The organism is Longimicrobium sp., from assembly GCA_036387335.1.
In the GTDB taxonomy this organism is placed as follows: domain Bacteria; phylum Gemmatimonadota; class Gemmatimonadetes; order Longimicrobiales; family Longimicrobiaceae; genus Longimicrobium.
Genome location: DASVTZ010000110.1, coordinates 45,243 through 59,319, shown reverse-complemented (window position 1 = coordinate 59,319; position 14,077 = coordinate 45,243). Strand labels below are relative to the sequence as shown.

Below are 14,077 nucleotides of genomic sequence, written 5' to 3'. Positions count from 1 at the left end.
CTCGACAGCGGGGGGGGAAGATGGACAAGGATGCCCGCCCACTGACACTGCCGGACGGCAGCGTCGTTCACAGCGATCCCGACGTTCACAGCGGAGATCCCGTGTTCGTCGGGACGCGCGTGCCAGTGCAAAGCCTTGTTGAGTACCTTGAAGGCGGCTACACGCTCGAAGAGTTCCTCGATCACTTTCCCAGCGTCCGGCGAGAGCAGGCGGTCGCGCTGCTGAAGCTATCCACTTCCACATTCCACATCGCGGAGCATTCGATGGAGCCACAGGACAACCTCAAGGTGAACCTGCAGAAGGCGATCAACACGCATGAGGACGCGATGGCGGCGGTGGCGGACGTGCTCGCCCACTCCCCGGACCCGGTGTACTCGGAGATGCTGACGACGCTCAAGCGCAACGTGGAGATGCTGCGCGCGCAGGCCGCGAAGACCCCGCCGGACGCATGACGCCGGTCGCCACCATCGGCTACGAAGACGCGACGGTCAAGCGGTTCCTCGCGGCGCTGCGGGATGCGGAGGTGGAGCTCGTCGTGGACGTGCGCGCCCTGGCCAGCTCGCGGAGGCCTGGGTTCGCCAAGACCGCGCTCGCCGCGAACCTGTCGGGCGCCGGCATCGAGTACCTCCACCTGCGCGGCCTCGGGACGCCGGCAGAAGGACGCGCCGCCGCCCGCGCGGGACGGCACGACGAGATGCGCACCGTCTTCGCGGAGCACCTCGCCACTCCCGCCGCGCAGGCCGACCTCGAAACGCTGGCCACGCTCGTGACCTCCGGCCGCCGCGTCTGCCTGCTCTGCCTGGAAGCCGACCCCACCCACTGCCACCGCAGCCTCGTCGCCGACGCGCTCGCGGAGCGTGTGCCGGTGGAGGTCACGCACCTGCGGGTGGAAGACGAATAGCCCGTCCTCGTCTTCATCCCCCGAATCACGATGGCGAACCTGGAAATCCGCGACGAGCCGGTCACGACACTCGGCGAGTACGCGACGGTGCCGATCGCGTTCGAGGTTCGTTCGGTGTTCGAGGTGGTGGAGGCGGGCGGGGGGTTCGAGATGACGGAGAGGCCGGTCGAGGCGCCGTACGTCAAGGATCACGACGCGATTCCCGGGGAGGGGCCGGCCGGGTGGGCGAAGCACTTCGACCTGTCGAAGTGGGTGCTGTTCGCGGCGTGGCGCGACGGGCGGCGGGTGGGCGGGGCGGCGGTCGCGTTCGACACTCCCGGCGTGGACATGCTGGAGGGACGGCGCGACCTGGCCGTGCTCTGGGACATCCGCGTCGCGCCCGACGTGCGCGCGCAGGGCGTGGGCACCGCGCTCTTTCGCGCGGCCGAGGCGTGGGCGCGAGCGAGAGGGTGCGCGGAGCTCAAGGTGGAGACGCAGAACATCGACGTCCCCGCCTGCCGGTTTTACGCGAAGCAGGGGTGCGTGCTCGCGGAGGCCAACCGCGGCGTGTACCCGTCGCTGCCACACGAGGTGCAGCTCATCTGGCGCAAGCGACTGCGCTGACCCCGCACCGTTCTTGCAGCACCCGGCGCCCATCACCGGCCAGCGAATGGCCGATCTTCTAAGCACTACCGGGGCTGGACTCATGCGCAAGATGGTCGTAGCTGGGATACCGATTCTCGCATTCGCGGCGGCCTGCGCTCCCGAGGGCGGCAAGGCGGCGGACGCCTCGCTCGTCCAGACGGCGGAGGCGCAGGCGTGCACGCCGCTCCCCACGGGCACCGCGAACGCGCCCGACCAGCGTCCGGCCTCCGCGGGGCAGACGCGGGCGTGCGGCGTGAGGTCGAACGCCGCCTTCAACGTGACCGTGGTGGCGCGCGGGCTCACCAAGCCGTGGGCCGTCGAGCCGCTTCCCGGAGGGACCTTTCTCGTGACGGAGAAGCCGGGGCGGATGCGCATCGTCTCCGCGAACGGGCAGATCGGGGCGCCGCTGGCGGGGCTTCCCGAGGTGGATCCGCGCGGGCAGGGCGGGCTGCTGGACGTGGCGCTGAGCCCGCGCTTCGCCACCGACCGCACCGTCTTCTGGACCTTCACGGAGCCGCGGGAGGGCGGCAACGGCACCAGCGTCGCGCGCGGCGTGCTCTCGGCGGACCGCACGCGGCTGGAGCAGGTGCGGGTGATTCTGCACACGCGGCCGACGTACCAGAACAACATGCACTTCGGCTCCCGCCTCGCCTTCGGGCCGGACGGGATGCTGTACGTCACCATGGGCGAGCGCTCCGACCGCAACACGAGGCCGCAGGCGCAGGAGCTGGGGAGCCACTTGGGGAAGACGCTGCGCATCACCCCGAACGGCGCGCCGGCGCCGGGAAACCCGTTCATCGGGCGGGCGGGTGCGCTCCCGGAGATCTGGTCGACCGGCCACCGCAACATCCAGGCGTCCGCCTTCGACGCGCAGGGCAACTTCTGGACGATCGAGCACGGCACGCGCGGCGGCGACGAGCTGAACCGGGTGCAGAAGGGGAAGAACTACGGCTGGCCCATCGTGGCGTACGGCATCGAGTACAACGGCTCGCCCATCACCTCCGCGCTCGGCGCCGCGACCACGCAGCGCCCGGGCACCGAACAGCCCGTCTACTACTGGGACCCGGTGATCGCCCCGTCCGGTGCGCAGGTCTACACGGGGAGCGCGTTCCCGGCGTGGCGCAGCAGCCTCTTCGTGGGCGCGCTGCGGGAGATGCGCCTCGTCCGCCTGACGCTCGCCAACGGGCGCGTGACGGGCGAGGAGCACCTCCTCACCGACCGCAGGCAGCGCATCCGCGACGTGCGCCAGGGGCCGGACGGCGCACTCTACCTGGTCACCGACGCCGAGAACGGCGAGCTGCTGAGGATCGCGCCGCGCAGGTAACCGGCGGTTTGACCGAAGCGGCGCGGAGACGACGTCCTTCTCCGCGCCGCTTCCATTTTAGTGAACCAAGCGCCCACCGCACCCACGTCCGACCGTTCAGCAAAGGCCACGAGCGCTTGCACGGGCGTGCGGACGCACCTCCCTACAAAACAGCCGTTCGGGGCCGGACGCTCCGTCTATGCCCACGCGCTCGTCGTGCAGAGTGGCTCGTGGAGTACGATTTAGTTCTTGTATCGCGAGGGGAGAATAGGCTACACTACCGTCTTAACTGTCCGCTTCCAGTCGTAGCGGGGTGTGAGAACCGGGACGGAGGAGAAATGCCGATATCCCTTGCAGAGCAGAGGATCGTTCGGGACACCATCCGGGAAGTACACAGATCCAGGGTACGCCTCTCCGACAGCGCCCAATCCGAGCTGCATCGGAGTGTCCGCGCGTCGCTTCGGGAACGGCCCGTTCCGGCCGCGGAGGCTACAGTCACCTGGGCGCGCGTCAGCGCGATCGCGGGAGCGATCCTGGGGACCGTTCGGGCCGGGGCCGCATCCCACAGACGACAGGTGCTGAGGAGGGCATCCTTCCGGCGAGCGGTCGAGACGGTGCTGCCGGTTGAAGTGAGGAAGCGAGCCGTGGTTCCGCCGCGACGCATTCGCGCCGAAGTACCGGTGTCCGTTCGCTTCACCGACCTGGTGAAGACCCGGGTCGAGCGTACCGAGCATCGCACGTTGCAGGCGGCGGGCGTCGGTAGCTACGAAGAGATGTATGCGCTGACGCTACAATTCCCCTCGATCGCCAAGAACCCGGAGATAAGCCTCCCCAGGATGAGCAACGTGGCGGCGAGCACGATCTCTGCCGCAGCCCGGGCCGGGATCGCCTCCAATGCCGCGGCGCCCGCTACGTTCTCCCTGGGATCGGCGCCTCCTGAGGACGCGTTCACGGGAGACGGGTACCGCCAGGAGGAGCTCCCGACGGCGTCTGAATCCCTGGTGTCCTCATCTCATACAGTCGAGTGCGCCCTGGCGACCCCGGTTCGCGACCAGGGGCAGCGCGGCACGTGCGTGGCCCACGCGGTCGTGGCCTGCAGCGAGGAGCACTTCCGCCACGACGACCTGTCCGAGCAGCATCTGTACTGGGGCGCCAAGATCCGCGGGGGCGACCCGCATCCTTCAGACGAGGGAACGCTGCTGCGGTGCGCGAGGAACGCTCTGCAGAGGGAGGGTGTATGCGACGAGGGCAAATGGCCCTACAATCCCGTGCCGCTGCCGGGGAACGAGTCGCAGGAGATCGCCGGCGTTCACCCGTCGGCGGCGGCGGCGGCGGACGGAAGAGGGAGGCTTCACTCGGCGGCGGTTTACCAGGACGTCGCGGCCCGTTCGGCCGGGAAGGCGCGCCTGCTGCTGGCGGAAGTCGAGCGGGGCGCGGTGGCGGTCTCGCTTCCCGTGTTCTTCGATCCGCTGACTCAGGTGAGCAACTGGGGCTGGTCACAGGCGCTGCGGTATGGGCACGTACTGGACCCGACCCAGTTTTCGGTCGTCGGTGGGGGGCATGCGGTCTGCGTCTGCGGGTTCATGCCGTCCGAGGCCGCGCCTGGTGGCGGCTGGTTCGTGTTCAAGAACAGTTGGAGCACACTAAGGTGGAGCGACCAGAAGGAGTCAGCGCCGGAGGGCCACCCCAGAGTTCCGGCGGGCTACGGGTATCTTTCCGCGAGCTACGTCGACAAGTTCCTCTGGGAACTCCTGCGTCTGTAGCGCGCGATGCCCGAGCTGACGGATCGGAAGGGCGGAACCCCTGATCGCGAGCTGCGAATGTCGAGATTCAAGATACATGTCGACCAGAACCCAGACGTGAAGGACCGGGTGCTGGACATCCGGGTGGCTCCCAATTCCGTCGTGGTCTCGAAATCCCTCGCGGACGCCCTCGCTCCCTATGCGCTCGGAAATGACGCTGTCACCGTCGCCGGGTTCCTCACCTCGTTCCCGACTGCCGTGGCGGGATCTCTGGGCGTAAATCCGAGCAAGGTCTACCAGTCGGCGAAGGAGTTGGTGCGGCAACTCGAAACGTTCGGCGCGGACGTGACCTCGATACAGGCGCCCGCCGCGACTCCGCCGATGGGCGCGAGACATCCCGGAATCTACGGTGGCTGAGCCCGCCCCCTTGCGAGAAACATCCGGCCGCCGCGGACGATATCGACTGCGGCGGTCGTTTTGGTGCTCGTCGGGCCTCGCATTCGTGGCGCAACCACATCGGCAGGTTGGGGAGCCCTCGCTGAGAGCTACGCACGCACCTGCACGGACCCGATCAGCGGCCGCGGATACGGGCGAGGATGGCGTCCATGGCGGGGTCGCGGCCGGCGCGGTAGTCGGCCCAACTCGCCATCGCGCGGATGTCGGGGGTGAGCGGTGGCGAGGATAGGTCGTAGCAGGGCGTGTTCGCCGGGCAGGGCGCGGGCGAGTAGCTGTGCGCGCCGTTGGCGAAGTGAGCCTTGAGGCGGGAGTTCGGCAGCCGCACGTTGCCGCCCTCCGCCCACGTCTCCAGCTCGTCCCCCACCGGCTCCCCCACGATGGTCACGTCGCCCGCCTGTCGCCACAACGCCACCTGCGAGATCCCCGCGGAAAACGTGGAGCGCCCGGTGATGATGAAGCGGGGGGTGCCGCGCGTCCGCTCCTCCAGCGTCTTCATCAGGCCCGTGGCGAGCGTCAGGTTCCCGCCGGTGTTGAAGCGCACGTCCATTACGAAGGCCTTCGGACGATGCTCCCCGAGCGCCGCCAGGAGCCGCTCGCCGAAGCGGGCGGTGTTCTCGTCCGCGGCGTCCTGCGCGCGGTTGTACTGGAAGTAGAGCACACCGCTCTCCGGCAGGTACTCGAACCAGTAGTTGCGCGTGGGGTTGCGGAGGTACAGCGGGAGCGCGCCGCCCCTCGCCGACAGCGCCTGCACCCACGTCGAGTCGATGCCGGGGTGGCGGGGCGACAGGTCCCACCACGCCTCCACCGCCCGGTCGCGCCGGGCCAGCGAGAGCGGCTTCACCACCGCACGAGCCGCCCCGCCGCAGCGCGACACCGCGAACGCGACCGAGTCGGACGACGCGATCATCCCCAGCCCGCGCAGCACCTCGGGGCTGGTGAGCGAGTACACGCTCATGTAGTCGCCCCAAGAGCGGTTGCCGGCGAACAGAGGGGCCACGCGCTCCCTCGCCTCCCTCGCATCCACCCCCGCCACCGCGTCGATGCGGCACCCCAGCAGACGGCGGTGCTCCGGCGTCGTGCGCACCACGTACAGGCCGTCGCTGAACCACCACAGGCGCAGGGGCAGGCGCCGCAGCTCGGTGGCGTTGCGCAGGATGTAGAGCCGCGTGTGCGCGTTGTTCGCAAGCGCGATGGCCGATGCCAGCCGCACCACGACCTCGTCGTCGTTCAGCTCCGCCAGGCGGCCCCGCGTCTCGGCGAGCCGTTCCATGAAGCGCGCCCGCTCGGCCGCGGTGAAGCTGCGGTCCAGCTCCACGAACCGCGTCGTCAGCGCGTCGATGTCCTGCTGCCACGCCTCCACGCGGTCGCGCGGCCTGGGATAGTCGGGGATGCGGCGCAGGGTGAAGGCGAGCGTGTCCGCCCCCTGCCGCAGCCTGCCGACGAGCTCGCGATCCCGCATCGCTCCGTCGATCAGCACCGCGCGCGGCCCCTCGCCGATGCGCATCACCACGGAGTCGCCGGCCACCCGCGCCTCGCTCGCCTTCAGCGTCTGCCCCAGAACCTCTAGCGTGCTCCCCGGCTCGGCACCTTCGGGGCGCAGGGTGAGCGTGATGAACTGCGGCGAGGTCGGCGAGCTCATCACCCCCTCCCAACTCCCGTGCAGCCCGTTGCCCGTTGCGGCGGGCTGCTGGGCGGCCAGCCCTCCGCCGAGGCCCAGAGTTGCCAGGAGGATGCAGGCGGTGCGGCGAAGGGGTGTCATCGAGGGATCGGGGAGCGCGGAGGGAGACGGCGCGATGCGGGTTGCCGCGCCGTTCCTCTCTGACGCCCTAATCCTCCACTTGGTTGGAATCTCACCCGAGCCGGGATGGCTCACTCCCCGAACTCCACGCACCGGATCGGGTGGACTCGGTGCAGCGGGAGGAGCGACTGCTCGATCACGGAGCGCATCCACCCGAGCCGCGCGCCGTTCGTGGGCCCGGAATCTTCGAAGGCGGGGCTGCGCAGGACACCGCTCTGTATCCGCCAGCCGCCACGCGAGCGCGTCACCGACGTGGCGCCGCCCGCCAGGCCCGCGATCCCTTCCATCACCTCGTCCGAGGGTCCTTCGCCGTGTGTCCACACCTTTACACGAAGCGTGCACTCCTCGTCGGGACTGGCGCTGAGGGTGTCGAAGTAGCCGAACACCGGGAACGGGAGGTCGTGCAGCCAGGCGCGCTCGACGCGCAGGAGCCGCACCGCGTTCCACCGGCGCACGGCGAACCACGCGAACGGCAGCACGAGCACCCCCGCCAGGCCCACGCCCGACAGGCGCGGCAGCCCCAGCGCGTCGCCTCCGATCCACAGAACGCAGCACACCGCCGTCGCCGCTATCACGCGCAGCAGGGTGATCCTCTGCGGCACGCGCGGCTGCTCCACCAGCGCATCGAGCAGGTACGTCCTCCCGATGCGGAGCACCTCGCGCCTGGAAGCCCGCTCTTCCTCGCGCTGGCGGCGCGCTTCCTCGGCCGCGGCAGCCTGCGCGCGCGTCCTCCCCTCGCGGGCGAGCGCCTCCAGCGGAGTCTCGGCGTCTCCGTGCGTACCCACTGGGGCTACCGACCCAGTTCTGACGCGAGCGGAAGCGCTTCGAAGGGAAGGAGAGAGGGCATTCGCGTCATGGGCTTCCCGGTGTGTGGATAGAGCGCAGGTCTCCCCGCGACAGATTCCGAACTTTCGCGGAGTCGAGACAGCGGGAGTTGGAATCCTTCGTCAGGCGCGGCGCGTAACCATCCGAATTTGCGCACCACGCGTGCCGCAACTCAAACGTGCCTTCGCACGTCCCAGACTTCTTACGTTCAGCAGCTCCGGGCTGCACGCTCATCGCGTCAGCAAACGCACTTTCTGTGTAGCCGTTCGTGTTCAAAAGCGCGGTCGTCAGCCCAGATCGGCCAACGGTCGGACGGCTTTTCGCCACCAGCTACCAAGCCTTTTCGGGGCGTGTATACTTCGATCCATCGCCTCGGAAGGCACCGGCGCTTTGTGGAGAGAACCCGCACGTTTCCGCTCGGGGGCACACAAATCAACTTGTCCTCGGCATAATCGGGTTCTGCGAATCTGGACGAGGTGCGATCATCGAACTCTGATGCACTAGGTTTTGAAATCTTGCTGGCATTTTGATGATCGTGGCGCCGTAGGCGGATGGCGGACACCGGGGCGGCCGGACGCATCGGTGAGGTTTTCCGGCCCAGAGGCGCCCTACACCGTGGCGGGGGAATGTGCGCGCGTATTCGACCTGTGCTCAGCTGGCCAACCGTCACTTCGAAGACACCCGTGGCGCTCCAATGATGAGTACCGACCCTACATGTCCGGAAAATCGTGGCAAAACCGAGATCAGATCCGTCGTTAACGCGTATAGTGCACTGCGGGCTGGCTGCACTCTGAATCGGATACCCCCAGGTCCGATGGCGCCGTCATACAGTTCCGCGCGCCGACCCGCCTCTGACGATTTTTTTCTTGCACATCCCCCGTGCTAAACCCATACATTCGACGTAGAGAAAAGTTATCCCACACTAGCGCGCAAGATTCGACAATCTAGACCACCTCCAGGGATAAACCGCTTATGAGCACTGTTTCTCTTTCCCCTCGTGACGTTCAAAAGATCGATGAATTCAACAACCATCAAAAGGACCGGCTACGCACGCAGCAAAGACATCTGCCCTGGTATGAGTACGGCGGAAGCATGGCTCTTGGCATTGGAGGTCTATTAGTCGGGCTGGCTTTGGAATCGAAAAATTCCACACAGACTGTCTTGATGGTTGCACTCTCAGTTATCCTGTTCGTTGTGGCCCTCTATACCCATTTGGCCAAGTTCGGAATTCAGCGCGAACTCCAGCAGCTTGGAGAACTCTCTCTGCTCGACGCGCCGGTGCAAGTACTTCAGCTTCAGGGACAGGTAAGCGAGCTGCGACACCATCGAAACAGCTTGGAGGCGTGGGGAGCGCTACAGCATTCTACCAGCCAAGAGGTTCTCCAGTTCGTTCGCCAAGTGAACGCTAGTCTCGCCGCCCCGAATGCCGCCTCGCAGCAAACCCATCTCGAAACCCTCCAAGAGATCCACGCGGAGTTTCAAAGTATCGCCGCCCGTGTTGCACAGCGCCTAGCCGACAAGCGGTTCGAGCTATTTGGGTTCGCGGGCAACGACGAACTCTTCTTCTTCGACATCTTAGAACTGCGTGGGGAAGAGCTTCACGTGATCGGGCGGAGCAAGCACCCAGACGCTATCGAACACCGCAGAGTTTGGAGGGTCGGCGAAGGACACGTTGGCTACGCGGTGCAACGAGGCAAAACGGTCCTGATCAACTATGACAAAGATCCGCGTCCGGACCTTGATGATCAGAAACGGTCGAGCGATGAGGTGCAGTTCCGATGCCGGATCGCTGCCCCCATCCCAGCTGCGGATGACCGCCCGCACCGCGCACATGGCGCGATCTGCGTCTCTTCGAACGTCGGCGAGCGTCTGACCGACGATCACCACGCCCTGTGCGCAAATCTCGCGTTGTCACTCGCAGGCCTCTTCTACGCAAAAGAGGTAATCGGAAAGCGAGTCACTGGCGCTAGCGGTTCTGGATGACGCTTCGATAACTGGAATGGACTCCCTGCTTGTGGAATAGAATTTGACCAGGGAACCACCGACGTAGTAAGATGGTAACACACAATCACTTAGAAGGAGACGCAGAAGGGTTTACCTAACGGGGGTGCGTGACGTGCGCGAGTGTCGCACGGGTAGCACGCCCTAAATAGCGGAGCGTCGCGATGAACGTCACTGGCAGTTCCGAGCTGGACACCCCCGAGTTCGGCGACGGCACGAGCAAGGAAGTACCCGAGCGGATCTTCGTCTTTGAGCAAACCTCCCCCGGAACAACGGAGTTCGAATTCAACGTCGAGGCGTTCGACAACGCGTCTCGCGAACAACTCCACGCGGAACTCGATGCGCTGTATGGGAATGATCCAACCGGTGCACAGAAGATCTGGCCGGGATACGAGTTGGTACAGCGAGCGTACTAACCGGCGCCCCTACCGCTCGACTGCAAAGGTGAGAGGCCCGATCATCGGTCGGGCCTCTGCAATTGTGGATCTTTCCCGTCGTGGAGCACAGCTAAGAACCAAGGTGTACCTGCGGCGCCCTTGCTATGGCCCCGCCATCCGCACCGGAGCGGCCCGGTTCGTCTCTGTTCCATCACCCAGCCTCCCGCCGTTTACACCCCAGCAGTAGGCCTCGCCAATACGGTGATGGCGCAGGCGTGGCTCGTTCCCACGCTGATTGAGGCAAACCGCAGCCCACCAGATACCCACACAGGCGCGAAGCTATAGGCGGGCGGGAAGCCTACGTTCTCGCAGGTCGTCGAAACCTCTGTCCTGAACTGGCCGAAGTTTCCGATACCCAAGCAGTATGCCTCGCCCCCAGTCGTTAACCGGCAGGAGTGACTCCCGCCGGGCTCGACCGCAGACCAGGGAGCCCACCGAGCAGTAGGCTAGTAGCGGAAATCGGGTACCCGAACTCCTGACCCGCCGGAGACGAACCACCGCGTTCTGGTAGACGAGATGCTGTTGCTGCCTCCTATGTGTGCAGCCATTACCGCTGAGATTCCCAGGGTGCGCTCTTTGTAGGACGGGACCGGGTTCCCTATTCCTCCCCCCGTGCCACCATGACTCTGCACCACTCCGCTTCGCGTGGTCGACGCTTCATCCCTGCCCTGCTCGCCGCGCTGGCGGCGGCCCCCGCCGTGGCACAGGGCGCGGGGCAGGCGCGGTTCGCCACCATCGTCGCAGGCACCGACCGTACGTGCGGCATCGACGCGGCGGGCGGTGTGGCGTGCTGGGGGCAGGATTCGGATGGCTACTCGCGCGTTTCCCTGCTGGGTGTGGGAGAGCGGGAGATGGAGAGGTGCACCGCGTACGACCAGACGCGCCCGTGCAGCCGCGTCCCGCTGCGAGTGGCGGTGCCGGCGCCGGTGAAGGCGCTGTCGGTGGGGAACGCCCACACCTGCGCGCTCGCCATGGACGGCCGGGTCTTCTGCTGGGGAGAAAACCGGCTGGGCAGCTTCGGCACGCCCGCCGACGTGACGCGGGGGTCCGGCACGCCGCGGCTGATGGAGACCCCGCTGCGCTTCACCGCGATCTCTGGATGGAGCGGGACGACGTGCGGAGTGGCGACGGATGGCGTGGCGTATTGCTGGGGGATCAACGACCACGGCCAGGGAGGGATGGGCGCGCGCCCCTGCGGCATGTACCCGTGCAACCGCACGCCGACGGCGGTGGGTGGCCCGGTGCGCTTCACGCGGGTGAGCGCGGGCGAATACCTCACCTGCGGCGTGGCACGGGACGGTGCCACGTACTGCTGGGGGATCCAGGCGGGCGACACCGCGTCGGGCGGTGAGGCGGGGCGCGGCAGCGGCCGGCCGGTACGCGTGAACCTGCCGGAGCCGGTGGGCGACGTGTCGGTGGGCTCCATGCACGCGTGCGCGCTGGGCAGGAGCGGCCGGGCGTACTGCTGGGGCACGGGCAGCTTCGGAGACCTGGGCGACGGCACCACCGGCACCCGAACCACCGCTGCTCCCGTGGAAGGGGATCATCGCTTCACGGCATTGAGCGCGGGTGAACGCGTGACGTGCGGGCTGACCGCGGAAGGCGCGCTCTGGTGCTGGGGCCGCAACAATTGGGGCCAGCTCGGCACCGGCCGCACGGACATGGACCCTCACCCCACCCCTGTCCAGGTGCCGAGCGAGATCCGCTTCCGCACGGTGGCGGTGCACGAGGCGGTGTGTGCTACCGATGCCGAGGGGCGTGCCTGGTGCTGGGGAGCCAACGGCTGGGGCCAGGGCGGCACCGGCCCCGTCGATGGGGAGACGCCGTGCCTGTCGTCGCTGGCGCGCGGCCACTGCTCTCCCACCCCGCGGCCGGTGCGGGAGCCCAAATAGACGCCGCTTACCTCGGCTGCCGCACCTCCAGCACGTGGTGAAACGACCGGCTCGCCAGCTCGTCCTCGGTCAGGCCGGTGAGCGTGCGCACCTCTTCATCCGTGAACGCTCCTGATGCGATGCCGCGGAGGAAGTAGTTGAGCAGCGCCTGCCCCGCGTGCGGGTCGTCAAAGGAGTCGCCGGCCTGCGCGGCTTTGGCGAGGAAGGCGCGGAGGCGGATGGCGGCGGCATCGCGGCCGGCCAGGAAGAAGGCGAAGACGGCCGCGAAGCGCGTGGGAAGCTGCGCCGGGTGCAGGTCCCACCCCTGGTAGTAGCCGTGGACGAGCGAGTGCTGCACGTCCTCGAAGTGCATCCGCCAGGCGCGGTGGACAACCGTGCGGTTTTCATCGCGCTCGGTAAAGCTGGTGGGTTGGGCGTAGACCAGCACGGGGAGGACGGCGGTGGAGCCGTCCGACAGCCAGATCCCTGTGCCCGCGAACGCCACCTGCATGACGTGGCGCGCGAAGTCGCAGGCCCGGTGGCGCATCTGCTGGTGCGCGGCGGTGATGCCGAGCCCCGAGGTGTAGTCGTAGGTGCCGAAGTGCGCCGCGGTCAGGCGCCCGCGCGCGGCATCCAGGAAGGCGGGGAGCGGCGTGCGCCCGTCCGCGCCGAGCACGGCCTGCGGGACCTCCACCATCAGCTCGAAGCGGAGCGCGCCGTCCTCAAGGCCCAGCCGCGCCTCCAGCATCTGCAGCACGTCGGCGAAAAAGGCCGCCTGCTCCGGGATGGTGACTTTGGGGACGGTGAGGATGAAGCCCGTCGGCAGCCGTCCGCCCGTGCGCTCCAGCAGGCGCGTGAGGAAGACGTGCAGCGTGCGGATGCTGCGCGGGCGAAGCTCCTCGTTGAGCGCCTTCAGCCGCAGGCCGATGTACGCGGGGAGCGTCCCGGCCTCCATCCCGCGCGCCATCTCGTCGGCGACGGCGAGGGCGGTGGCGTCCTCCTCGTCGTCGGGCGGGTAGCCGTAGCCGTCCTCGAAGTCCACGCGGAAGTCCTCCACCGGCTCGCGCTCCAGCTTCTCGATCACCCGCGCGTAGAGCGCCTGGTCCGCGGCGATGCCGAGGGCGTGGGCGAAATCGTGCGCGTTGGGCGCGTACTCGCGCAGCGCTTCGAGCGCGGTGCGGCCGTGCTCGGCGGCTGCATCGTGGCGGAAGTGCTGGGCGCCCTGGTAGACCGTGTGCACCGGCTGCCGCTGCGCCGTCTCGCCGGTGTAGCGTGCGGCGAAGGCCAGGTTCGCGGGGCGCAGCCGGGCCGCGGCGGATTCCAGCTCGGCGGGGTCGAGTGAACGGTTCATTTTCATTTGATGGCTGGGGCGATGCCGGATACTACCGGCCCCGGACCCGCCGCGCCATCGCGATCGCCTGCTGGGTCAGGCGAGAGATTCGAGGAGCACGGCCATGTCGGGCGGGAGCGGACACTCGACGGTGATGGGCGCGCCGGTGTCCGGATCGGTGAAGGCGAGCCGCGCGGCGTGCAGCGCTTGGCGGCCGATCAGCTCCAGGCCGGCGCGTCCATACCAGCGGTCGCCGAGGACGGGGTGGCCGAGGTGCATCATGTGCACGCGGATCTGGTGGGTGCGCCCGGTATCGAGCACCAGCTCGACCAGCGCGGCGTCCCGCAGCCGGTGCAGGGTGCGGAAGCGGGTGCGCGCAGGCTGACCCTCCGGCCGCACGGCGCGCAGCGGTGGGTCGTCACGATCGCGTCCGATGGGCGCGTCGACGATGCCCGCGTCCGGGGGATGGCCGCGGACGAGCGCGAGATAGCGGCGCTCGGGCGGGTGCCGTGCGAAGTACCGGTGCACCTCCGGCCTGCGCGCGACCAGCACGAGCCCCGAGGTGTCGCGATCCAGGCGGCCGACGAGGTGAACCGGCCCGGGCTCGCACTCCGCGATCCACTCCGCCAGCGTCCCGCCGCCCTCGGGCGTGACGGGGTGCACCAGCATTCCAGCGGGCTTGGAGACGACCCAGAGGGAATCGGTGCGGTGCAGAACGAGCGGTTCCTGATCCATCGAACTCAAAGGGAGGCACGGAAACCATCTCCGTGCCTCCCTTTCATGATCCGA

The 14,077-nt window shown here is 67.9% G+C and carries 13 protein-coding genes; 9 read left to right on the top strand and 4 right to left on the bottom strand.

Annotated elements, in window-relative coordinates; genetic code table 11:
- The first annotated feature begins 20 nt into the window (after positions 1–20).
- From VF647_10445 to VF647_10420, 6 genes are all read left to right on the top strand, one after another.
- The gene (locus VF647_10445; protein ID HEX8452506.1) at positions 21–452 is read left to right on the top strand and encodes a DUF433 domain-containing protein; all 432 of its coding nucleotides are present in this window, start codon (positions 21–23) and stop codon (positions 450–452) included.
- Complete coding sequence (locus VF647_10440; protein ID HEX8452505.1) at positions 449–901, top strand: DUF488 domain-containing protein; 453 nt, start codon at positions 449–451, stop codon at positions 899–901. Before VF647_10445 ends, VF647_10440 begins: the two co-directional genes overlap by 4 nt.
- A 30-nt stretch (positions 902–931) precedes the next feature.
- The gene (locus VF647_10435) at positions 932–1,504 is read left to right on the top strand and encodes a GNAT family N-acetyltransferase (protein ID HEX8452504.1); all 573 of its coding nucleotides are present in this window, start codon (positions 932–934) and stop codon (positions 1,502–1,504) included.
- Between the two features lie 82 nt (positions 1,505–1,586).
- Complete coding sequence (locus VF647_10430; GenBank protein ID HEX8452503.1) at positions 1,587–2,849, top strand: PQQ-dependent sugar dehydrogenase; 1,263 nt, start codon at positions 1,587–1,589, stop codon at positions 2,847–2,849.
- Positions 2,850–3,166: 317 nt separating this feature from the next.
- Positions 3,167–4,591: a C1 family peptidase gene (locus VF647_10425; protein ID HEX8452502.1), complete on the top strand. Its 1,425-nt coding sequence runs from the start codon at positions 3,167–3,169 to the stop codon at positions 4,589–4,591.
- A gap of 57 nt (positions 4,592–4,648) precedes the next feature.
- Positions 4,649–4,987, top strand: a complete 339-nt coding sequence (locus tag VF647_10420; GenBank protein HEX8452501.1) for a hypothetical protein — start codon at positions 4,649–4,651, stop codon at positions 4,985–4,987.
- A gap of 154 nt (positions 4,988–5,141) precedes the next feature.
- On the opposite strand, the gene VF647_10415 is transcribed toward VF647_10420, so the two are convergent.
- Positions 5,142–6,785: a hypothetical protein gene (locus VF647_10415; protein HEX8452500.1), complete on the bottom strand. Its 1,644-nt coding sequence runs from the start codon at positions 6,783–6,785 to the stop codon at positions 5,142–5,144.
- A gap of 110 nt (positions 6,786–6,895) precedes the next feature.
- Positions 6,896–7,609 carry a hypothetical protein gene (locus VF647_10410; protein HEX8452499.1) on the bottom strand — a complete coding sequence of 238 codons (714 nt, stop codon included), beginning with the start codon at positions 7,607–7,609 and terminating at the stop codon, positions 6,896–6,898.
- A gap of 1,012 nt (positions 7,610–8,621) precedes the next feature.
- Between VF647_10410 and VF647_10405 the strand changes: the two genes are divergently transcribed.
- From VF647_10405 to VF647_10395, 3 genes are all read left to right on the top strand, one after another.
- Positions 8,622–9,632 carry a GAF domain-containing protein gene (locus VF647_10405; GenBank protein ID HEX8452498.1) on the top strand — a complete coding sequence of 337 codons (1,011 nt, stop codon included), beginning with the start codon at positions 8,622–8,624 and terminating at the stop codon, positions 9,630–9,632.
- A gap of 182 nt (positions 9,633–9,814) precedes the next feature.
- Complete coding sequence (locus tag VF647_10400; protein ID HEX8452497.1) at positions 9,815–10,066, top strand: hypothetical protein; 252 nt, start codon at positions 9,815–9,817, stop codon at positions 10,064–10,066.
- 641 nt (positions 10,067–10,707) lie between these two features.
- Positions 10,708–11,979: a hypothetical protein gene (locus VF647_10395; GenBank protein HEX8452496.1), complete on the top strand. Its 1,272-nt coding sequence runs from the start codon at positions 10,708–10,710 to the stop codon at positions 11,977–11,979.
- A gap of 7 nt (positions 11,980–11,986) precedes the next feature.
- On the opposite strand, the gene VF647_10390 is transcribed toward VF647_10395, so the two are convergent.
- Both VF647_10390 and VF647_10385 read right to left on the bottom strand, forming a co-directional pair.
- Positions 11,987–13,309 (bottom strand): hypothetical protein, encoded by a 1,323-nt coding sequence (locus tag VF647_10390; protein HEX8452495.1) that lies wholly within the window; start codon positions 13,307–13,309, stop codon positions 11,987–11,989.
- Between the two features lie 75 nt (positions 13,310–13,384).
- The gene (locus VF647_10385) at positions 13,385–14,023 is read right to left on the bottom strand and encodes an RluA family pseudouridine synthase (protein ID HEX8452494.1); all 639 of its coding nucleotides are present in this window, start codon (positions 14,021–14,023) and stop codon (positions 13,385–13,387) included.
- Positions 14,024–14,077: the final 54 nt, after the last annotated feature.